This window comes from Meiothermus cerbereus DSM 11376, from assembly GCF_000620065.1.
Lineage (GTDB): Bacteria > Deinococcota > Deinococci > Deinococcales > Thermaceae > Meiothermus > Meiothermus cerbereus.
In genome coordinates this window covers 1-20,291 of sequence record NZ_JHVI01000020.1, presented here as the reverse complement: position 1 = coordinate 20,291, position 20,291 = coordinate 1, and the positions used below count along the sequence as shown (strand labels likewise).

General features: G+C 60.6%; 20 protein-coding genes. 10 read left to right on the top strand and 10 right to left on the bottom strand.

What is annotated here, in order from left to right; genetic code table 11:
* Nucleotides 1-26 precede the first annotated feature (26 nt).
* The 10 genes from Q355_RS0108330 to Q355_RS0108285 all read left to right on the top strand — a co-directional run bounded on the left by Q355_RS0108330 (nt 27) and on the right by Q355_RS0108285 (nt 9,082).
* Nucleotides 27-1,058: a branched-chain amino acid ABC transporter permease gene (locus Q355_RS0108330; RefSeq protein ID WP_027877382.1), complete on the top strand. Its 1,032-nt coding sequence runs from the start codon at nt 27-29 to the stop codon at nt 1,056-1,058.
* Nucleotides 1,058-2,830, top strand: a complete 1,773-nt coding sequence (locus Q355_RS0108325) for a branched-chain amino acid ABC transporter ATP-binding protein/permease (RefSeq protein WP_051529358.1) — start codon at nt 1,058-1,060, stop codon at nt 2,828-2,830. The genes Q355_RS0108330 and Q355_RS0108325 overlap by 1 nt, the downstream gene beginning before the upstream one ends.
* Nucleotides 2,827-3,558, top strand: coding sequence for an ABC transporter ATP-binding protein (locus Q355_RS0108320; RefSeq protein WP_027877380.1), 732 nt, complete (start codon nt 2,827-2,829; stop codon nt 3,556-3,558). The genes Q355_RS0108325 and Q355_RS0108320 overlap by 4 nt, the downstream gene beginning before the upstream one ends.
* Nucleotides 3,559-3,560: 2 nt before the next feature.
* Entirely contained in the window at nt 3,561-3,938 is a 378-nt protein-coding gene (gene paaI / locus Q355_RS0108315) for a hydroxyphenylacetyl-CoA thioesterase PaaI (RefSeq protein ID WP_027877379.1), read from the top strand.
* Nucleotides 3,939-3,996: 58 nt separating this feature from the next.
* Nucleotides 3,997-5,199, top strand: coding sequence for a 3-oxoadipyl-CoA thiolase (locus Q355_RS0108310; protein ID WP_425411857.1), 1,203 nt, complete (start codon nt 3,997-3,999; stop codon nt 5,197-5,199).
* A gap of 208 nt (nt 5,200-5,407) precedes the next feature.
* Complete coding sequence (locus Q355_RS0108305; RefSeq protein ID WP_027877377.1) at nt 5,408-6,157, top strand: SDR family oxidoreductase; 750 nt, start codon at nt 5,408-5,410, stop codon at nt 6,155-6,157.
* On the top strand, nt 6,154-6,636 hold the full coding sequence (locus Q355_RS0108300; RefSeq protein WP_051529357.1) for a GNAT family N-acetyltransferase: 483 nt from the start codon (nt 6,154-6,156) through the stop codon (nt 6,634-6,636). Before Q355_RS0108305 ends, Q355_RS0108300 begins: the two co-directional genes overlap by 4 nt.
* Before the next feature lie 18 nt (nt 6,637-6,654).
* Nucleotides 6,655-7,995 (top strand): phenylacetate--CoA ligase family protein, encoded by a 1,341-nt coding sequence (locus Q355_RS0108295; RefSeq protein WP_027877375.1) that lies wholly within the window; start codon nt 6,655-6,657, stop codon nt 7,993-7,995.
* Nucleotides 7,992-8,426, top strand: a complete 435-nt coding sequence (locus Q355_RS0108290; RefSeq protein WP_027877374.1) for a thioesterase family protein — start codon at nt 7,992-7,994, stop codon at nt 8,424-8,426. Before Q355_RS0108295 ends, Q355_RS0108290 begins: the two co-directional genes overlap by 4 nt.
* 47 nt (nt 8,427-8,473) lie before the next feature.
* Nucleotides 8,474-9,082 carry an LON peptidase substrate-binding domain-containing protein gene (locus Q355_RS0108285; RefSeq protein ID WP_027877373.1) on the top strand — a complete coding sequence of 203 codons (609 nt, stop codon included), beginning with the start codon at nt 8,474-8,476 and terminating at the stop codon, nt 9,080-9,082.
* A 13-nt stretch (nt 9,083-9,095) separates the two neighbouring features.
* Here Q355_RS0108285 and Q355_RS0108280 read toward each other — a convergent pair whose 3' ends face one another.
* The 10 genes from Q355_RS0108280 to Q355_RS0108230 form a co-directional block, all read right to left on the bottom strand.
* On the bottom strand, nt 9,096-10,046 hold the full coding sequence (locus Q355_RS0108280; protein ID WP_245597535.1) for a vWA domain-containing protein: 951 nt from the start codon (nt 10,044-10,046) through the stop codon (nt 9,096-9,098).
* Between the two features lie 94 nt (nt 10,047-10,140).
* Nucleotides 10,141-11,205: a VWA domain-containing protein gene (locus Q355_RS0108275; protein WP_027877371.1), complete on the bottom strand. Its 1,065-nt coding sequence runs from the start codon at nt 11,203-11,205 to the stop codon at nt 10,141-10,143.
* Nucleotides 11,202-12,203 (bottom strand): DUF58 domain-containing protein, encoded by a 1,002-nt coding sequence (locus tag Q355_RS0108270; protein ID WP_027877370.1) that lies wholly within the window; start codon nt 12,201-12,203, stop codon nt 11,202-11,204. Before Q355_RS0108270 ends, Q355_RS0108275 begins: the two co-directional genes overlap by 4 nt.
* A gap of 57 nt (nt 12,204-12,260) precedes the next feature.
* Nucleotides 12,261-13,307 carry an AAA family ATPase gene (locus Q355_RS0108265; protein WP_036259078.1) on the bottom strand — a complete coding sequence of 349 codons (1,047 nt, stop codon included), beginning with the start codon at nt 13,305-13,307 and terminating at the stop codon, nt 12,261-12,263.
* Between the two features lie 76 nt (nt 13,308-13,383).
* A complete protein-coding gene (locus tag Q355_RS16435; protein ID WP_084496085.1) occupies nt 13,384-13,851 on the bottom strand; it encodes a hypothetical protein in 468 nt (155 codons plus the stop codon).
* 89 nt (nt 13,852-13,940) lie between these two features.
* The gene (locus Q355_RS0108255; protein WP_027877368.1) at nt 13,941-14,813 is read right to left on the bottom strand and encodes an NAD(P)-dependent oxidoreductase; all 873 of its coding nucleotides are present in this window, start codon (nt 14,811-14,813) and stop codon (nt 13,941-13,943) included.
* Between the two features lie 290 nt (nt 14,814-15,103).
* Nucleotides 15,104-15,988 (bottom strand): glycoside hydrolase family 26 protein, encoded by an 885-nt coding sequence (locus Q355_RS0108250; protein ID WP_245597534.1) that lies wholly within the window; start codon nt 15,986-15,988, stop codon nt 15,104-15,106.
* Nucleotides 15,989-16,161: 173 nt separating this feature from the next.
* A complete protein-coding gene (locus tag Q355_RS0108245; RefSeq protein ID WP_245597533.1) occupies nt 16,162-17,970 on the bottom strand; it encodes a polysaccharide deacetylase family protein in 1,809 nt (602 codons plus the stop codon).
* 42 nt (nt 17,971-18,012) lie between these two features.
* Nucleotides 18,013-19,647 carry a glycosyl transferase family protein gene (locus tag Q355_RS0108240; protein ID WP_027877365.1) on the bottom strand — a complete coding sequence of 545 codons (1,635 nt, stop codon included), beginning with the start codon at nt 19,645-19,647 and terminating at the stop codon, nt 18,013-18,015.
* A 314-nt stretch (nt 19,648-19,961) separates the two neighbouring features.
* The coding region (locus tag Q355_RS0108230; RefSeq protein ID WP_027877364.1) for a transposase at nt 19,962-20,291 on the bottom strand (330 nt) is incomplete at its 5' end.

Below are 20,291 nucleotides of genomic sequence, written 5' to 3'. Positions count from 1 at the left end.
ACCCCCTCCCCCCCAGCTCTTTTCTTATGGATTGGACCATCTTCTCTTTCCTTACCGCCGATGCCCTACAAAACGGCACTATCTACGCCCTACTAGGGCTGTCACTGGTGCTGGTTTTTGCCGTTACCCGGGTAATCATGGTTCCACTGGGCGAGTTTTTGGTCTTTGCGCCCCTGACCTACGTATGGTTTCTACCCAGCGAGGTAAGCGGGCTCAGCCTGGAAGGCCAGATACCCGGCACGGCCTGGTTGGCCACAGCCATGCTCTTGTGGTGGGCAATTTTAGACCGAACAAATCTCAGACGTGCGGGCTTGCTGGCCCTGGGCGCGCTGGGGGTCCTGGGCGTAGCCTGGTGGGGTGCCCAGGGGGTACCGATGTGGTTGGGCTGGCTTTTTGCCATCCTGGTGGTGCTGCCCATTGGCCCAGCCTCTTACCGGCTCTTTTTCGAGCCCGCCAAAAATGCAAGCGTGCTCACGTATCTGATTATTGCGGTAGGCCTGCACTTTGCCTATATGGGGTTGGGGCTGGTGTTTTTTGGCCCTGAGCAGTTCCGCCTGCCTGCCATCCTCCAGGGCCAGACCACCATCGGGCTGGTGCCGGTCAACAACCAGGCTTTTCTGGTCTATGGCTTTGCCTTTCTTACCATGGCAGGCCTGTACTTGTTTTTTACCAAGAGCATCTATGGCAAGGCCTTGCGGGCCTGCGCTGTAAACCGCTATGGGGCCAGACTTCTGGGCATTAGCCCCAGCCAGGCCGGCTATGTTTCTTTTGGTATTGCTACCCTCATCGCCTGCATCAGCGGCATGCTGCTAGCACCCCTGATCTCCCCCGCCTACTTTCAGGGTTTCCTGCTGGGCCTCAAAGGCTTTGTGGCCGGCATTCTAGGTGGCCTTGTCAGCTACCCGCTGGCCGTGGTGGGGGCCCTGCTGGTGGGCGCCATGGAGTCCTGGGCCTCGTTCCAGGCCAGCGCCTACAAAGACGCCATCGTTTTTGCCCTGCTATTGCCCATTCTCCTGTGGCGCAGCCTGCAGAGCCACGAAATTGGGGAGGAGGAGTGATGAACTTTAGGGTATCCCCCTTCACCCTGGCGGCAGTTGTCATCTTGCTGCTGTTACCGCTGTTGCTGCCCGCCACCTCGTTTTACCTGACCGTGGGCAACTACATTGCTTTTGGCGCACTGGTGGCCCTGGGGCTTTATCTGCTAACGGGCCTTTCGGGCATGACCAGCTTTGGTCAGGCTGCCTTTATGGGGTTGTCTGCATACGCCAGCGCCCTTCTGACCATCGGCCAGGGTTGGAACCCCTGGCTGACCCTGCCGCTAGGGGTGCTGGTTGCGGTGCTGGGTGCGGTGGTGCTGGGGGGCATTACAGCCCGCCTCAAGGGGCACTATCTACCCCTCTCCACCATTGCCTGGTGTATGGCCCTCTATATTGTCATGGGGAGCTGGATCGGCCTTACTGGAGGGCACACCGGTTTGCGCGGGGTTCCAAGCATTTCTGTGTTTAGTTGGAGCTTGAACGACAGCAGAAGCTACTTCTATCTGGCCTGGTCTTTTGTGCTGCTGGGCGCCTGGGTGGCCTGGAACCTGACCAACAGTCGAACTGGGCGGGCCATGCGGGCTTCCAAGGGCGACGCCATCGCCGCGGCCAGTTTTGGCGTCAATCCGGCGGTACTCAAGCTACAGGTGTTCGTGCTCTCGGCCATTTACGCCGGTGTGGCGGGCTGGCTTTACGTGCACTACCAGAAGTTCATCAACCCCACACCGTTTAGCCTGGATGCCTCCATCAAATACCTGATTGCCGCGGTGGCCGGGGGGGTGGGTAGCATTCCGGGGGTCATCCTAGGTGCGGGGCTGGTGACGGGCCTCGAGGAAGTGCTCAAGGGCCTGCTGCCGCGCATCTTTGGGCGCACCGGCAATTATGAAATCATTGCCTATGGCCTGATCCTGGTGCTGATCCTGATGTTCGCCCCCAAGGGGCTGTGGCCTTTCTTGGAGCGTTACTTGCCTCGCGCAAGACCACAAAACCCAAGCGGTAGTGGTCTTCCCGCTCGGGTCGCTTCGGGCCAGCCGGGTGAGGTGCTGCTCGAGGTGGACAACTTAAGTAAAAGTTTCGGCGGCCTGCTGGCCGTCAATGGCATGAGCTTTCAGCTTCGCCGGGGCGAGATTCTGGCCCTGATTGGCCCCAACGGGGCGGGCAAGTCCACCTGCTTTAACATGATTACCTCGGTCTATGCGCCCAGCAAGGGCACGGTGCGGTTTAGGGGCCAGACCATCTCCAGCCGCACGCCCTACGAGGTACACCGGCTCGGCATCGCCCGTACCTTCCAGCACCCCCACCTCTTCCCCGAGATGACGGTGCTGGAGAACGCAGCCCTGGGCACCTACGCGCGTACCAGAAGCGGCATTGCCGCTTCCATGTTTGGGCTATCCAGAGCCGAAGAAGAGGCCGCTTTGGCGGAAGCCTACCGGGCGCTGGAGCGGGTAGGCCTGGCCCAGATTGCCCACCAGAAAGCCGAGGGGCTGGCCATCGGTCAGCTGCGCTTGCTGGAAATTGCCCGGGCGCTGGCCTCGAGGCCCGAGGTGCTACTCCTGGACGAACCCGCCGCCGGGCTCAGGGCTGGCGAAAAACGCCAGTTTGCCGCCCTGATTCGCAAGTTGGTGAATGAAGGCGTGACGGTGCTTTTGGTGGATCACGACATGGACCTGGTGATGGGGCTGGTAGACCGGGTGGTGGTGATGCATTATGGGGAAAAGCTGGCCGAAGGCACCCCCGCCGAAGTGCAGAAGAACCCCAGGGTGATCGAGGCCTACTTAGGGGAGGCCGCATGAGCGTGCTGGAAGTGCAGAACCTGACCGTGCGCTACGGGGCCGTGGAAGCCGTGCGCCACCTCTCGCTTTCGGTGGGTGCCGGCGAGGCCATCACGCTGATCGGCCCCAACGGGGCGGGCAAGAGCAGCACCCTGAAGGGGATTCTGGGTCTGGCCAGCAGCAGCGGAACGGTGCGCTACCAAGGACAGAGCTTGACCCGTCGCAGCCCCGAGGCCCTGGCCGTCCAGGGCCTGGTGATGGTACCCGAAAAACGCGAGCTGTTCGCCTCGATGGAGGTGGAAGACAACCTGCTGCTGGGGGCCTTTACCCGCTTCCAGCGGCGCGAAAAGGGCATCCGGGAGGACCTCGAGCGCGTCTATACCCTCTTCCCTCGCTTGAAAGAGCGCCGCAAACAGCTGGCCGGCACCATGTCCGGGGGGGAGCAGCAGATGCTGGCCATTGGGCGGGCCCTGATGGCCCGGCCCAAACTGCTCTTGCTCGACGAGCCCAGCCTGGGACTGGCCCCCCTGATCGTGCAGGAGATTTTTCATATCCTGGGCGAACTCAAGGCCCAGGGCACGCCCATTTTGGTGGTGGAACAAAACGCCCGCATGGCTCTCAAGCTGGCCGACCGGGGCTATGTGCTCGAGGCCGGCGAGCTGGTCATGGAGGGCCGCGGCCAGGATCTGCTCCACGACCCCCGGGTAATTGAGTCGTACCTGGGCATCCGCAGCAAAACCGAAGCCTGACCATGCGCGCAACTATCGACCCCTATATGCAGTTACTGGGCCTACAGACCCGGTTGCTCGAGCCTGGCCGAGCGGTGGTGACGGCCCAGGTGAAACCCGAGCACCTCAACATCCACGGCAACTGCCACGGCGGTTTTCTCTACAGCCTGGCCGATGCGGCTTTTGCCCTGGCCTCCAACTCACACGGCACCCCAGCCGTAGCCCTTACCACCCAGATGCAGTACTTCAAAGCGGTAAAAGCGGGTGAACACTTAGAAGCCCACGCCAGCGAAGAAAACCTGGGCCAGCGCACCGCCACCTACCGCATCGAGATTCGCAACCAAGAGCGCGTGGTGGCGCTGTTTACCGGCACGGTCTTTCGCTTCGTGGCCGAGCGCTAGTCCGTTCGCAGAAGGCGCTTGCCCACAAGAATCCAGTAAGGTAAAACACATGACCAAGATGGAAGCCTACATTCTGGACGCTGTTCGAACCCCCGTAGGTAAGCACGGCGGCGCTTTAGCTTCGGTGCGCCCCGACGACCTCGCCGCCATCCCGCTCAAGGCGTTGCTCGAGCGCACCGGCATCCCCGGCGACGACGTGGAAGACGTGTACATGGGCTGCGCCAACCAGGCCGGCGAGGACAACCGCAACGTGGCCCGCATGGCCTTGTTGTTGGCCGGGCTGCCTATCAGCGTGGGCGGCTCCACCATCAACCGCCTGTGCGGGAGCGGGCTGGACGCCGTAGCCAGCGCCGCACGGGCCATCTGGGCCGGGGAGGGTCAGGTGTACCTGGGGGGCGGGGTGGAAAGCATGAGCCGCGCACCCTGGGTGATGCCCAAAGCCGAAAAGGGCTTCGCCACCGGCAACGTCACCCTCTACGACACCACCCTCGGCTGGCGGCTGGTGAACCCCCGGATGAAGGAGCTTTACGGAACCGACTCCATGGGCGAGACCGCCGAAAACCTGGCCGAGCAGTACAAAATTAGCCGCGAGGCCCAGGACAGGTTTGCTCTGCACTCCCATCAAAAAGCCATCCGGGCCCAGCTGAGCGGGGCCTATGCCCGCCAGATGGTGCCGGTGGAGGTCAAAGACCGCAAGGGCAAGACCACCCTCGTACAAACCGACGAAGGTCCCCGGGCCGATACCAGCCTCGAGGCCTTAGCCCAGCTCAAACCGGTCTTTAGGGCCGGGGGCAGCGTAACCGCGGGGAACTCCTCCTCCCTCAACGACGGGGCTGCTGCGGTTTTGCTGGCCTCCAGCGCCTATGCCGAAGCCCACGGACTAAAGCCTATGGCCCGGGTACGTGCCATAGCGGTCGCGGGGGTAGAGCCCCGCATCATGGGCATCGGGCCAGTGCCAGCCACCCAGAAAGCCCTACAACGGGCCGGTCTCACCCTGGACGAGATTGGTCTGATCGAGCTCAACGAAGCCTTTGCCGCCCAGAGCCTGGCCGTGCTACAGGAGTGGGGCCTCGAGGCCGAAGACGAACGGCTGAACGTGAACGGTGGGGCCATCGCCATCGGACACCCCCTGGGCTGCTCGGGGGCCCGCATCCTGGCCAACCTGGTGCACGAGATGCAGCAGCGTGGGGTGCAGTTTGGCCTGGCCACCATGTGCATCGGGGTGGGCCAGGGCATCGCCATGGTGGTGGAGCAGGTCTAATGAACCCCAGCAAAAAGAACAAATTAAGCAGATTTCCTGTCAGTAAGAAATGTGGTTTATTCTCCTTCTGGGGCCCCCGCCTGAAGCGCGGGTAGCAGCAGCCTGAAAAACGATGGTGCCGCGACCTGTCCCTAACGCAACGATTCAGGCGGGGTCATATCAGACACCTCATCCCGAAAACGCAGCCTACGGCGTATCATCGGAATATATGAAAATCCTGGAGCAGTTTAATCTACAAGGTAAAACCGCCCTCGTGACCGGGGGCTCGAGGGGCCTGGGTCTGGAAATCGCCTATGGGCTACGGGAGGCCGGGGCCAAAGTGGCCTTGCTGGCCCGGCGCGAAAGCTTTTTTGCCGAGGCCCTGAAGCTCATCCCCGACGCCATCCCCCTGGTGGGCAACGTACAGGATGAAGGGAGCCTCGAGGCCGCCTTTGCCCGTGTGGGCCCGGTGGACATTTTGGTCAACGCCGCCGGGGTGACCTGGGGCCAGGACGCGCTGGAAGTGCCGGTGGAAAAAATCCGCGAGGTGCTGGACATCAACGTCACCGGGGCTTTTTTGGCCTCGAGGATCGCCGCCCGCGGTATGAAGGCTCGAGGCTATGGCAAAATCCTCCACATCGCCTCGGTCGCGGGCCTGGCCGGAAGCCCCAGCGAGGTAATGGACGCCGCCGCTTACTCGGCCTCCAAGGGCGCGCTCATCGCGCTTACGCGCGACCTGGCGGTCAAGTGGGGGCCTTTTGGCATCCGGGTTAATGCCCTGGCGCCGGGGTTCTTCCCCACCCGCATGACCGAGAAGCTGCTGGCCCGCACCGAGCAGCTGGTGCGGGAGCGCACCCCACTGGGCCGCATCGGCCAGACCGGTGAGCTGGCTGCCGCCGCTTTGTACCTGTGCAGCCCGGCCTCGGACTATGTGACCGGGCAGGTGCTGGCCGTAGATGGAGGGATGACCGCCCTATGAGCGAGGTCTTTCCCTTGCCCGAAGGCCACGGCCTGATTCGCCGGGCCCGACGGGATGACGTACCCGAGATCGTCCGGCTCCTGGCCGACGACCCGCTGGGACGTACTCGAGAAGCCCTCACCCAACCCCTGCCCGAGCGCTACTACCAGGCCTTCGAGGCCATCGAGGCTGACCCCCACCAGTTTTTGGCGGTGGTGGAGCAGGCGGGCCGCATCGTGGGCACCTTTCAGCTCAGCTTTATTCCCGGCATGTCGCTACAGGGTGCCTGGCGGGCCCAGATCGAAGCGGTACGGATTGACCACAGCCTGCGCAACCAGGGCCTGGGCCGGGTGGTCATGCAATGGGCCATCGAGCAGGCCCGGCAGCGCGGCTGTACCCTGGTGCAGCTCACCACCCATAAGTCGCGCCGCGACGCCCATCGTTTTTATCAACGCCTGGGCTTCATCTCCAGCCACGAGGGCATGAAGCTCAAGCTCTAGTTCGAGGTGCTTATGCCGATGTTTCAACCAGAACTCGAGACCCTTCCCCGTCCCAAGCTAACCGAACTGCAAAACCAGCGTTTGCGCGAGCAGGTGGCCTATGTGTATGAGCGGGTTCCTTTCTACCGCCAGGCCCTGGACGAAAGGGGGCTCAAACCCAGCGATATCCGGGGGGTAGAAGACCTGCATAAGCTCCCCTTCACCAAAAAGAAAGACCTGCGCGATACCTATCCCTTTGGGATGTTTGCCGTGCCGCGCACAGAGCTGGCCCGCATCCACGCTTCCAGCGGCACCACCGGCAAACCCACCGTGGTGGGCTACACCCGGGGCGACCTGGAAGTGTTCTCCGAGGTGGTGGCCCGTTCACTGGCGGCGGCGGGGGGTCGGCCTGGCATGATGCTGCACAACGCCTACGGCTACGGGCTTTTTACCGGCGGGCTAGGTCTGCATGGCGGCGCCGAAAAGCTGGGCATGGTGGTGGTGCCCATCTCCGGCGGCATGACCGACCGCCAGATAATGCTCATCCAGGACTTCAAGCCCGAGATGATTTCCTGCACACCCTCCTATGCCCAAACCCTGGCCGAGGAGTTCAAAAAACGGGGGGTTAGCCCGGAGGAAATCAGCCTGCAGTACGCCATCCTGGGCGCGGAGCCCTGGACCGAGGCCATCCGCCAGAGCGTAGACGCTGGGCTGGGGGTCAAGGCCACCAACATCTATGGCCTCTCGGAGATCATCGGGCCAGGGGTCGCTAACGAAGACGTAGAGGAGCGCGAGGGGCTCAGCTACATCTGGGAAGACCACTTCTACCCCGAGGTGGTAGACCCCGAGACCGGCGACCCCCTGCCCGAGGGTGAGGTGGGGGTGCTGGTACTGACCACCCTGACCAAGAAAGCCATGCCCATCCTGCGCTACTGGACGGGCGACCTGACCTTCATCACCCGCGAAAAGGGCCCCTCGGGGCGCACCCACGCCCGCATGGCCCAGATCCGGGGCCGCACCGACGACATGCTGATCGTGCGGGGGGTGAACGTCTACCCCACCCAGATCGAGGCCGTGCTCAAGGAGATTCCCGAGGTGGTGCCACATTACCAGATTGTGCTCACCCGCGAGGGCACCCTGGACGAGGTGGAACTGAAGCTCGAGGTGGCCGAGCCTTTCTTCCGGGAAGTAGGCCAGCAGGTGCTCTCCGACGCGGTTGTAGAGGCTGACCACCGCCTGGCCCAGCTGCGCGAAAAGGTAGCCAAAAAAATCAAGGACAATGTGGGCATCTCGGTCAAGGTCTCGCTCATCAACCCCGGCACGGCCCCCCGCAGCGAGGGCGGCAAGCTCAAGCGGGTGGCCGACCTGCGTAAACTATGAAACCCATTCCCCCTGGCTACCAGGCCACTTTCGAGACGGTGGTCACCGACGAGATGACCGTAGACTTCGAGCATCCCGACGACCCCCAACTGGGCAAGCTGCACCCGGTCTATGCCACCTACTGGATGGCCAAGCACATGGAACTGGCCGGGCGCAAAATCATCCTGCCCTTTTTGGAAGAGGGCGAGGAGGGCATTGGCTCCAAGGTGAGCGTGGATCATCTGGCCTCGGCCCTGCCGGGCATGAAGGTGCGGATCATAGCAGAACACACCCACACCGAAGGCAACCGCGTATATGCCCGTTGCACCGCCTGGAACGAGCTAGGCGACCGGATTGGCGAGGGCTCCACCGAGCAGGTGATTCTGCCCAAGGCCAAGCTGCTGCGGATTTTCGGGAAGCTCGAGGAGCGTTGGCAACAACACCGCAACTAGAGACCTGTTTTTTGCAAGCCCAGCCTCGCATCCCTTAATCTGATACCGTGAAGCGCCTTCCCCTCTTCCCCCTTCCCGAGACCGTGGTGTTTCCAGGGCTCTTGATTCCCCTTTATATTTTCGAGGAGCGCTACAAGCAGATGGTACGGGACTTGCTGGCCCAGGGTGAGGAGCAGCGCCGATTTGTGATTACCCTGGCAACCCAGGACGGCATTCGGGAGGTGGGGGGCTACGTGGACTTGCTGGCAGCCTCGGAAAATCCCGACGGCACCTTCAACATCGTGTGTCGAGGGGGTGAGCGCTGCCGCGTGGAGGGGGTAGGCGTGTTCGAGAAAAACCTTTACCAAACCACCCTGGATATTCCTTATCCGCTCGAGCGCAACGCCCGCAGCGAGGAAATTGTGGCAGCCTGGGATGCCATGGACGCTTTCCGCAGCTATATGGCCGGGGTCGCCGATCCAGGGGCGCTGGAAGAGGCCATCGCCAACCTGCCCGACGATCCCCTCTACCAGGCTTCTTTTCTGTGCGTGAACCTGCGGGTTCCCGCTCAAGACCGGCAGGCGTTGCTGGAAGCGCCTTCGTTGGTCGCGCGGCTCGAGCTGGCCCAGGCCCTCATGCGGCAGGGCTCGTTTTCCGGTAGCAGCGCAGAGGCCTGAGGCCGCCTTTGGGTCAACTCACCCTGCGGCGGAGCTGGGACAGCCCCAGGCTGAGCATCAGGAAGCCCCCTGCCAGCAGAGCAAACAGCGCGGACACCTCGTCCTGACGCACCCGCCAGGTCATCTGTCGGGTCAGGTTGCGGTAGGCATCCTTGAGCTTGCTGGCGGAGTCCACATAGAAGTACTCCCCCTCGCCCACCCGGGCAATCTCCTTGAGCACTTCTTCATCGAACTGTGCGGCCAGCGCATAATGTTCGGGCAGTCCCGGAACCGGGCCTTCTGTGGTGCGGCCAATTCCTATCGCATGGACACGAATCTTCAATCGGGCTGCCTCGTAAGCTGCTTCGATCGGATCCACCCCAGCCAGGCTACGGCCATCAGTTAGCAGAATAATGGTAGCCAGACTCTTGGGGTCAGGTGCATCGGCCCGCTCAGAAAGGGGGGGCAGGGCCGCAATGCTTTCCAGGATAGCGTCGCCTATGGCGGTGCCCAGGTTGAGCTCTAAGAAATCTACCGCTTCCAGCAAGCGCCTCCGGTCGGTGGTGAGGGGTACCACCAGCTGGGCATCGCGGGAAAAGGTCACTAAGGCCACCCGTGTACCTTCCGGTAGCTCGCGGATGAAGGTACGCAGGGCCGCTCTGGCTGCTTCAAAACGGCTTGGTTGCACATCGGTGGCTTGCATTGAGCGGCTAATATCCACCGCCAGAACCACCGCCGCCCTGGGGTCGGCCTGCGGCACCATTAGGCTGGGGCGGGCCAGCGCTAAGAGCGCGGCCAGCAAGGCCAGCAGGTAGAGCCCGGCCGGTAGGTGTTGGTACCAGCGTTGGGTTGTGCGGCTAGCCTTTCGCAGTAAAGCCAGCTCCGGGTAAAACGCCACAGCCTCGCTTGGCAGGCGCAGGCCCTTCAGGTACCACCAGACCAGCAGCAGCAGCAGCATCAGCAAGATCAGCGCCCAAGGCCACATAAAAACCATTCAGACCACCTACCGTCTTCTTACCAACTCCAGGTCATACCACTAAGGTTTTCTGCCAAAACAGCCATCGGAAACCCCACCTTCTCTACGGCACCCGCCGCTGCCAGCGCAGGCTCAGGCCAGCACCCATAATCATGAGTAAAGCAGCCAGGGCCGAAAGCAGCGAAGAAATCTCGGTCTTGACGCCCTCCCAGCGAATAACCACGCCCAGCTCTTTAACAATCGCTTTTAGGGCCTCCTCCGTGGGTGGGTAGGTGTTTTTACCGCCCGTGGCCTGGGCCAGTTGCTCGAGGTTCCTGGGCTCAAAGGGAACATAGTAGCTGCGGCCCTCAATCTGCATTACGGTTCCGCCTGGCTGGCCCATGGGAAAGGTATAAAGTTTAACGTTGGCAGTTTTAGCAAAACGCGCGGCGATCTCGAGGCGGTTACGGGTGGGAAGGCTAGGGTTGGTGCTCACGTTGGAGGCCCCATCCGACAGGATCACCACACTCCCTGGCGGTAGGTCGGCTGGAGGCTGGCGCTGCTCTGGCACAGGCAGGTCGGGTATGCCTTGCAAAGGGTCGGACTGACTCAGGCCGGGCGGTTGCAACTCGGCAGGGGGTTTGAGTTCTCGGCGCCCCGGCAGCATTCGCACCCCAGTCACGATGGCGTTCTCGATGGAGGTGTTCTGGGCTGGTTTGAGGCGGTCTATGGCTTCCAGCAGCTTTACTCGGTCGGTGGTGGGCATCACCAGGGCCGAGGCCGAGTCGGAAAAGCTGACCAGCCCAATCTGGGTGGTGGCCGGGGCCAGTTCGATAAACTTGCGCGCCGTGGCCTTGGCGGCTTCCAGGCGGCTAGGATTGAGATCTGAGGCCAGCATGGAGCGCGAGGTATCCACCGCCAGCACCACCGCGGCTTTGTTGCTGGGCAGGGGTAGGCTGGCTACCGGCCGGGCTCCAGCAAGCAGGAGCAGAAACAGGGCCAGCAGTTGCAAGGCCAGGGGCCAGCGCAGGTGGGCTTTGGGCGGCTGACGCACCACCACCGCGCGCAGCCTTGCATCGGCAAAGGCCTGGGCCGTGCGCTCTCGCCGTCGGCTGGCCCAGACCAGAAAACCGATAAATAGGGGGAAAAGCAACATCAGCCACAAAAATACCGGCCAGGTAAAGCTCATCTTCGCCCCCTTCTGCGCAAGGTGAACTTGAGTAGCGGTTCGACAATCTCCTGTGCGGTGGACAAATTGAGTACGTCCACCTGGGCCGCCCGCAGGGTACGCTCGAGCATGGCTTCGCGGGCTTGCACCAGCAGCGCATGGGCCCGGCGCACCCTGGGGTCGCTAGTGTCCAGCCAGATTTCCTCGCCACTCTCGGGGTCGCGCATACGCAGCTCACCCACGTTGGGCAGCTCCTTTTCGGCAGGGTCGAAGATGCGCACCGCCACCACGTCGTGGCGGTAGGCCAGCCGTCGCAGTTGTTTGGCCCAGGGGGGCTCCTGCTCGGGCTGGGGGTTGAGAAAGTCGGAGATCACGAACAGCAAAGCCCGGTGTTTGAGGGTTTTGGCGACGTACTCGAGAGCATATTCAAGCGAGGCCGAGTGGGCCTTTCCCTGCCCATCCTTTTTACCGTGGGGTTCAGGCTGTGACATCAGGCCATAAAGCTGGTGCAGCACCCGCAAGGCCTGCCGCCGACCCGTACCAGGTGGCACCACCCGCATCCCAGCCTCGGAAAAACCAATCGCGCCCACCTTATCGCCATGCCGCCCCACAATGGCCGCCGCCGTGCCCACAAACTCCAGCGCTTCTTCGGCCTTGAGCACCCGACGGGTGCCAAACCGCATCGAGGCGGAAAGGTCCACCACCAGCCAGACCGTAACCTCTTTCTCTTCGCGGTACTGGCGGATGTGGATTTTGCCGGTGCGGGCGGTCACGTTCCAATCTATGCGCCGTACCTCGTCGCCGGGCTGGTACTCGCGCACCTCGGCCAGGTCCAGGCTGGGGCCATAGAAAAAGCCGGTGTAGTCGCCAAACAAAAAACCGTCCAGCCGCCTCAAAACCCGGAACTCGAGCTTGCGCAACAACTCCGCGGGGAGTTCGCGCTGTCTGGGCATCGCTGGGCGGGGCTCGGCCTCCAGCGTCACTTCGATTTTATTTTTGCTGGATCTTCGAAACAGCATAGGCCTCCCGTGGGTGGCGCATCACCAGGCTCAAGGCATAAACCAGCCTCCAAAGGCTCAGGCCGATGGGTTCTCCGCAGCCGCCGGTCTGGTATCGCGGTAAGGATCGCCGATGTGCACCTTGGGCAGTGGGGTAGCGGCAATAATCTTCTGCACCATATCCTCGAGCTTCACCTCGTCGGCCAGGGCCTCGTAAGACAGGATGATGCGGTGGCGCAGAACCTCGGGGGCCAGGTCGCGCACGTCTTCGGGCAGGGCATACTCGCGGCCCCGCACAATCGCCAGGGCTTTGGCCCCCAAAATCAGGTTCACGCTGGCGCGGGGGCTGCCGCCAAAGCTGATGTATTTCTTCAGGTTGGCTAGCCCCACCTCGCCGGGGTCGCGGGTGGCTCGAGTCAGGCGCACAGCGTACTCGGTCACGGCCTGGTGTACATGCACCTGGTCGGCCATGGCCTGTAGGTGGCGCAGCTCATCGCCGCTGAGCACCTTGTGCACCGGTTCAAACCTGGTCGAGACCCGCTCCACCACCGTCATCTCCTCGTAGAAGGCGGGGTAGTCTATCCAGACCTTGAACATAAACCGGTCTACCTGGGCCTCGGGCAAAAAGTAGGTGCCTTCCGACTCGATGGGGTTCTGCGTAGCCAGCACCAAAAAGGGGTCGGGCAGCTTGAAGGTCTCGTGACCGATGGTCACCTGGCGCTCCTGCATGGCCTCGAGCAAAGCCGACTGAATCTTGGCCGGGGCCCGGTTAATTTCGTCGGCCAGAATCAGGTTGGCAAAAATCGGCCCCAGCTCGACTTCAAAGTTGGCTTCTTTGGGGTTGTAGATGCGGGTGCCCACCAGGTCGGCGGGTACCAGGTCGGGGGTGAACTGGATGCGCTTGAAACTGGCCCCAATGGCTTCGGCCATGGTTTTGATGGCCAGGGTTTTGGCTAGGCCCGGCACCCCCTCGATCAGGATATGGCCTCGAGCCAGGAGCGCCACCACCATTCGCTCCAGCATCAAATCTTGGCCGACAATGACCTTCTTGACTTCCAGCAGGAGGGTGCGCAACTTGGCGGCAGCATCCATAACGGCCTGGGGCTCGAGGGAGGGTTTTTGCATCTCGCTCATATAAACCTCTGCAACTTGGGGGTTTTGGCTTGTTGGGAAATCGGGCAAGCCAGGGTGGCAGACACAGCTAGGTTGATTGACCGGGCCGGCTATCGGGTGGTGCAGGCGGTGCTGGCAGGGAAGGCACACTGGGATCAAGCGGAATAAGCTCGGGTGAGCCCCCAGGCATCCCCGGCCCCGGTTGAGGGCCACCCGGCCCTGGCATCGGCTGCGGCAGTTCGAAGCGGAACAACTGGCCGTCCTGGTAAATCAGGAGGGGGCATTCCTCAGCCTGCCCCTGGCCCGGGCCCTGCCCTGGGCCCTGTCCTGGCCCCGGCTGAAGCGGGATGAGTTCGCGGGGGTCGGGCGCAGGCTGTAGCTGCTGTTGTGGGTCAAACTGCACCCATCGCAGCGGCCCCGCCTGCGGCCCCGTCCCAGCCACCACCTGCACCAGGGCCGAGCGCAGCCCGAGCCAATACCCCATACCAAACAAAACCAGCGCCAGCAGCGTCACCGCAAGCGGTTTGAGCAGCCACCCAGGCCTGAGCTGTTCCATGCTTTACTTTATGGTGCAATACTGGGTTCAATCTGAGAATGCCCCACGTTTGCAGCCGGAATTTCTCATCCCCAAAACGAGCGCAGCTTTCATTTAATTTCGACACCCGACCACCGCTCGAGCAGCTTTGCCACGGCGGTGTGATCCACATCGGCACTGCCCACTTCGCGTTTGGCTATTTCGAAGAACTCCCGCACCTGCTTTAGCATGGGCGCAGGGGTTCCGGCGGCCTCGAGCACCCGGACACAGATACCCATGTCCTTAGCCAGCAAACCCAGGGCAAAGGTGTTGGGAAACTGGCGCGTAAGTACCCGCTGGCCAAACAGATTCTCACTCACATTCGAGCGCCCCGAGGAAGCGTTGATCACCTCGAGCGCCAGCCTGGCATCGACCCCCTGCTGAACCAGGGCCAGCATGCCCTCGCTCAAGGCCCACAGGTTTACCGCCAGCAGGGCATTGTTGACCGCCTTGACGGCATGCCCCGACCCCAGCGGCCCTACGTGAACAATCTTGGCAGCAAAGGCCTCCATCACCGGCCTGGCCCTGGCAAAGTCCTCTGCAGAACCCCCGGCCATTACGGTAGCTCTGGCCTGAATAGCGCCAGCTACCCCCCCAGACAGGCAAGCATCCAGGTACGACACCCCTTTTTCCTGAAGCATCCGGGCGGTCTTTTTAGCCATCTCCGGCTCGCCCGAAGTGTGGTCCACCCAAAGCATCCCGGGGCGCAGGTAGGGCAGCAACCTGCGGGCCATTTCGTCCACCTCGAGGGAGGTAGGCAGGCAGGTAAACACCATATCGGCCTGGGCAACGTCGGCTAGATCAACCGCCTTTGAAGCAAACTCTCTGGCATGGGCCAGGGCCTTTTCAAAGGTGCGGTTCCAAACCAGGGTCTCGTATTTTTTGGCCAGGTGCCCAGCAATCGGATAACCCATCGCTCCCAGTCCAATGAACGCTATTTTCATAAACCCTACTCTATCGCGGTCTTCGCTATTTTTGCCGCTGCACGAAACCGAGAAGTGGACGATCCCCTTCGGGACAGACCGCTGGCGCGGCTGTTCACCAGCAGGACGATCCCCTTCGGGACAGACCGCTGGCGCGGCTGTTCACCAGCAGGACGATCCCCTTCGGGACAGACCGCTGGCGCGGCTGTTCACCAAAAAGGGACGGTCACCCCTTGCAGCAGTTTTGACCGGGCAAATGTGGGAACTGTGGTGCGGCGCCAGTTGAGCAGCGCCGGCAGGAAAAGATGGCCTCACAGAGGGCGATCCAGCACCTGCGGCGAAGCCAGCTTTTGACGAAACACTTCTTTGAGGCCAGGTATCACCTGAACTCGCATCTCGGTTGTGTCGAAAGCCTCGTTCCACCAGGCAAAGCCGCGTAGCTGTGGCCACTGGTTGGACAGGATTCCGCTTAGAGCGGCCTCGGCCCACTGCACAGCATTCACCCTAGGGTTACCCGCCGTCACCGCAAATTCTGCCACCACCACCGGCTTATCCGGGGCCAGCCGTGCCAAACGGGGCATGACTGAGTTCATTCCATCGGCAAAGGTTTGGGTATTGTTCTCGGCGGGTTCCTGGGCACCATACACCGAGACCCCAATCCAGTCCACCACGTCGTGGCCAGGATAGTAATTTTCCAGGCGGTTCCACTCGGCCTCGGGGTCATCGTAGGCATCGACGTGCCAGACCCAGGTCAGGTTGTCTGCCCCAACCGATTTAATGGTCTGGACAATGTGGCGGTAGGTATCTCGAAAGCGTTGGGGGCCCAGGGTCGGGCCTCCGTTCCATCTGCCGTTCCAGGAAAACCATTGTCCATTAACCTCTGTACCCCACTCCACCAGAACTGGCGTGCCAAAAGCTTTGGCCGCCTGCCCCCATGCCTTGAGGTCTGAATCAAAGTCGCCCCTAAGAATAGCCTCGAGGCTATACAAAGGCTCGGCTACATAGGTCTCGCTGCTGCTTCGCAGCATTAACCGGATGAACGGGACTGCGTTCCTGGAGCGTATCCACTGGGCTGTAGCCAGTGGAAAAGCCCGGCTGGCAAACCAGTCGTTGGAGAAGTAAACCCAAGCCACCTTACGCCCAACCGCTTGCTCATAAGCATCCAGCGCAGCCGGTGTAATCTGGTACTCCTCCAAATTTTTCTGTCCAGGATAAACCCCATGATAATACGCGCCTGGGGGGGGAACCCCTATCCTCTTAGCGGGTGGGCCAGGATCCACCGGTGGAGCCGGGAGGGTGAAGTTTTGACACCCTCCCAGCACCAGCAAAACCAACAAGAACCTTCTTTTGCTCATAACGAGCCATATCTCTACTGTGTGGTTACGGTAGTGGGGTCTACATAGGTATAACCCAGGGTATTCCGCACATAGCGCAAAAAACCCTCAAATTGAGCTGCCGAGTAGGCATTGGGGCCGTCATAGGTAGGGTCAATGGTGTAGGCATGGAAGAAGTGGCCCGCCCAGGGACAGCGCAGCACCCGGTTGGCTCGAGCGGCCTCTTCTACCATGGGCAGCAGGTAGTTGGGCTGTACACTACCCAGGTTTTCAGGGAGCATCAGGGTGCCGTTCACATCCCGCACAGGGTAGGGGAAGAACTGCCCTGCAATTACCGTGCCCACTCGGTAAATGCGCCGCTCCATAACCCGGCTATAGACCTGGTTAAACGTGGCATAGTAACCAGGGTCGGCCTCGTAATGGGGCGTTGTCCAGCCCACCGGTGTAAGGTTGGCGGTCGAGGTGCTAAGACCCACCAGGATCGAGCGGCCGGTCTGAATGCGCTGTAGCGCACTGCTGGCTGTCATGCCTGGAATGGGTGAGCTGGTAATGCGGTTACCATTGGCATCGAGCTCAACCCGCCAGAACTCCCAGTCATCACCTGAAATACCTGAGGGATTCTTGAGGTTTTCAAACTGATGGGTGTAGCCGTGCTGGAATATCCGGCCACGAATTCTGGGTATGCGGCGAAGTTGAGTCAGGGCCCCACTGTTTTGCGTCCATCGGATCTGGGTGACTGGCACAGTATTGTTGTCCACATACAGGGGTATTGCAGTAGCCAGGAACGGAATCCCTACCCGATTAATGCTATCCAGCATCCGTTTGAGGTCAGCGCCTTCATCGTTCGGGCTCAAATCTTCCATGCGGGCCAGGGCCCTGGGGGTACAGGTAACATCACGCCCCATCATGGGCGCAATCAGATCTGCAAAAATCAGGTAGCGATCCTGCTCGTGAATATACGTAAAGGGGTTGTCGGCAATGTACCAGAAATTACCGCTTTGCAGCGCGTATGGAATCTGCCGCCCTGCGCTGTTCTTGGCCCAGGCATGTACCACCACGCTGGGGGACTCAGGGGCCACTTCCATCATCTCGATGGGAACTTCCAGCAAGCCCGGGATGTACTTCTTGAAGGTATAGCCCCGGTAGTCAATCCTGTTAAAGCCCACCGAGAACTCGGACGGCTGATACTCTGGATACAAAGCTACATAGCGCAGGCCCAGCTGGCTCAGGCTGGCCCCCATGGCCGGGTTGTCCAGCCTCCAAATGTTGTAGTTGAGCCAGGTTACCCTAGCGCCGCCCATAATATCGCTGATCAGGGCGGTGGGAATCGGGTCTTCGTAGGTGCTACCGATGTAAAATGTGCGGTAGTACTGGTTGGCTTCTCCGGCTGTATAGGCCGAAACCGCCTTACGGGTTACGGCCACATCAGCGTAGCGACCCAGCAGGTTGGTCAGCATGATCGCATAAATCTGGGCTGCATCGGGGTAAGAGTAGGCCTGGGTTTGAACCTCGCCCATAGATTGCGCTCCGGTCTGGCCAGGCTTGTCCTTACCGCCCTTTTTTGAGCGGGTAGATTTATCGTAAGCGAGGCCCGGTTTAAGCTGCACAGAGCCAATTTTGGACTTTCTTTGCAGCGAGACCCCATTGGATTCAGAAAAAGTACCCGGGCCATCGGGATAGAGGATTAGCACCGAGGTTGCCGCCTGTGCATTGACCCCACTACCCTGTTTTCCTTCTGCTTGAGGGCTCGAGGAAGTACCACAGGCCGCAAAAATCAGTAGCCCTGCCAGCAATAGCAAAGCCTTACCGTAATGGTTGAACACCTGCCACTTTATTGCGTTCATAAAACCACTCCTTTGTCAAACTCGAGTCAATCCAAACGAAAATCAGTCGCTATAATCCATCGCCATGGCCGACCTGTTGGGTTCGTTGCGCAAGCGTTCCTGGGTTTCGGTAATGCGCAGCCTCAGCCGGTAGGGGTCGAGCACCTGTTCACGCAGTAAAACTTCGCCCAATGGTGTGCCGGGTGGCTTTTCGCGCAGGGCTCGAGCCAGCACCTGTGGACTCACGTCTTCGTAAAACAACAAAACATCGCCCAGGCGTCGGCGAACCGATTCGAGCACCTCCATGGGCACATAGCTCTTGCGCTCTGTTTTGTCCCAGGCTGGGGCAGTGCCTCTGCGGGCCCCTCGAGCAGGCCAGAAGTACATTCGCCAGGCGCGCAAGGTAGCCAGGGCATTAATGATGTTGCCCACAAACCAGCGTAGGGGGAATAAAGGCAGCACCAAAGTCGCTCGCAAAGCCTCGGAAACCCCGTAAACAGACTTTATGGCAGCAAAGCGCATTAAGAGGCGCTCGAGGGTAATGGCTAAGATGCCTCCGCTCAACCACAGCGTTAGCCTGGGATCGGCATGTGGCCAGTCGAGGAAATAGCTCAATACGGAGTACAGGGCCAGCGGATACCCCACGAAATGAATCAGGTTGGTATATTTCCCCTTCTGGTCTCGCCAAAGCACCAGGCGATCCTTGAAGGAAAGCCTTCTTTTGCCCATCTCCTTGGGGCTTTGCATGGTAATGCCGTATATCCAGCGAGCTTTTTGCTTAATGGCCGCGCGTATTTCCGAGGGAAAGTATTCCTTAATGGCCACAACCTCGTTGCGAATACGCCCCCGATCATCAATGCGCTTGAGCCGCTGCACATGGAAGTGCACCTTAAAGCCTTTTTGCCACAAGCGCAAAGACATATCGTAGTCTTCGGTCAGGCTACCCTCGCGAAAAATGGGCCCCTCGGCCGCCAAAAAGCTCACCACATCGCGCCGTAAAGCAAAACCGGTGCCCGCACTAGGCACAAACAAACCAAACGACTCACGTACCGGCATGTGATGAAGGTGGTTTTCGGCAAACTCATCGGCGTAGGTACCGGCAACCATGCGGTTGAGCCATCGCCACCAGGGCAGCTTGGGAAACATGGCAATGACGGGTAGCTGCACCATGTCTTTGTGGCTCAGAAGGGCACTGTAGAAGCGGAAAGCATAGGGATGAATCACATCTTCAGCGTCATGAATGGCGATGATGTCAAATTCCCGGTTGCGGATATTCTCCAGGTCTTGAATAAAGGCAAAAACCTCATTCAGGTTCTGGCTTTTGCTGGTTGGCCCCCGCTTTTGATTGACCACGCAGTGAACGTGGGGGTTGCTCCTCGCCAGTTCACGCACTTCCTGCAAAGTGGCCTCGTCGTTGGGGTAGACCCCAATAAAGAACTCGACCCGATCCTCCGGATAGTGCATCAGGCGGAGCGTAGCCCTCACCATCTCGGCAACCACCCCTGCTTCCTGCCAGGCCGCTACCATAACGGCTATGCGCTTGGGGTTATCGCTCTCCAGTTCTTCTCTCGAGAGACTGGCCTTTTGAAAACGACGTCGTCGCAAAAGATAGGTCAGGTCAAAGATCAGGTCGTCGAAGATGGCAACAAGATAGCCAAAGCAAACCAACACCAATATTGCCCCAATAAACTCGGACATAGATACCTCTCCCAGGTATTTCGAATGTAAAGATTTGCTAGAAACAAACCGACAGTCCAACCAGAGATGTCTGATGTCTTTGGGCTTTGCCCACCAAGCCTATAACTGGTATTTTTGTTCAGGGGCTATAGCAAATGGGCCAGACGCCTGATCTGGCCCAAAAACCAAGGCAAGTTCAGCTTGCCAAGGCTTTGCCCCTTTTTTTGCTCGAGCTTCTCTTCATGAGCATTGCTAATGTGCATAAATTCCCCCTGCCAGCTTGAATAACGCCCCTCTGCTTTCGCGAATAAGTAATACCAACCTTAGATAGATAGTCATTCTTCAGGAATCCACCCGAACCCCGCCACCCCCCGGATGACCTCGGGGTGCTCCTGGAGATAGACACACCGCTCTGCCAGACGCTCTTGCAAAGCCTCCAAGCTGGGGAAACTCTCATTGGCCACCGCTTCCCGCAGCAAAGGCACCACCGGCTCTGCCGGGGAGAGCTCGGGGGTGTAGGGCGGTAAGTGCAGCAGCAGCAGACCGGGCGGTACCTGGAGGTCTTTGGCCCGGTGCCAGCCTGCGTTGTCCAAAAGCAGCACCAGAACCTTCCGCCCCTCTGGGTCCACCTCCTGCTGAAACTCCCGTAGGGCCAGACTCATGAG

Bases quoted from the DNA above. Each gene is read 5' to 3' on its own strand.
- Q355_RS0108275 (WP_027877371.1), bottom strand. From the start codon at position 11,205: ATGAGCTTTACCTGGCCGGTATTTTTGTGGCTGATGTTGCTTTTCCCC.
- Q355_RS0108240 (WP_027877365.1), bottom strand. From the start codon at position 19,647: ATGTCCGAGTTTATTGGGGCAATATTGGTGTTGGTTTGCTTTGGCTAT.
- Q355_RS0108270 (WP_027877370.1), bottom strand. From the start codon at position 12,203: ATGCTGTTTCGAAGATCCAGCAAAAATAAAATCGAAGTGACGCTGGAG.
- Q355_RS0108320 (WP_027877380.1), top strand. From the start codon at position 2,827: ATGAGCGTGCTGGAAGTGCAGAACCTGACCGTGCGCTACGGGGCCGTG.
- Q355_RS0108330 (WP_027877382.1), top strand. From the start codon at position 27: ATGGATTGGACCATCTTCTCTTTCCTTACCGCCGATGCCCTACAAAAC.
- Q355_RS0108265 (WP_036259078.1), bottom strand. From the start codon at position 13,307: ATGCAAAAACCCTCCCTCGAGCCCCAGGCCGTTATGGATGCTGCCGCC.
- Q355_RS0108245 (WP_245597533.1), bottom strand. From the start codon at position 17,970: ATGAACGCAATAAAGTGGCAGGTGTTCAACCATTACGGTAAGGCTTTG.
- Q355_RS0108295 (WP_027877375.1), top strand. From the start codon at position 6,655: ATGTTTCAACCAGAACTCGAGACCCTTCCCCGTCCCAAGCTAACCGAA.
- paaI (WP_027877379.1), top strand. From the start codon at position 3,561: ATGCGCGCAACTATCGACCCCTATATGCAGTTACTGGGCCTACAGACC.
- Q355_RS16435 (WP_084496085.1), bottom strand. From the start codon at position 13,851: ATGGAACAGCTCAGGCCTGGGTGGCTGCTCAAACCGCTTGCGGTGACG.
- Q355_RS0108290 (WP_027877374.1), top strand. From the start codon at position 7,992: ATGAAACCCATTCCCCCTGGCTACCAGGCCACTTTCGAGACGGTGGTC.
- Q355_RS0108300 (WP_051529357.1), top strand. From the start codon at position 6,154: ATGAGCGAGGTCTTTCCCTTGCCCGAAGGCCACGGCCTGATTCGCCGG.
- Q355_RS0108255 (WP_027877368.1), bottom strand. From the start codon at position 14,813: ATGAAAATAGCGTTCATTGGACTGGGAGCGATGGGTTATCCGATTGCT.
- Q355_RS0108280 (WP_245597535.1), bottom strand. From the start codon at position 10,046: ATGTGGCCTTGGGCGCTGATCTTGCTGATGCTGCTGCTGCTGCTGGTC.
- Q355_RS0108305 (WP_027877377.1), top strand. From the start codon at position 5,408: ATGAAAATCCTGGAGCAGTTTAATCTACAAGGTAAAACCGCCCTCGTG.
- Q355_RS0108310 (WP_425411857.1), top strand. From the start codon at position 3,997: ATGGAAGCCTACATTCTGGACGCTGTTCGAACCCCCGTAGGTAAGCAC.
- Q355_RS0108325 (WP_051529358.1), top strand. From the start codon at position 1,058: ATGAACTTTAGGGTATCCCCCTTCACCCTGGCGGCAGTTGTCATCTTG.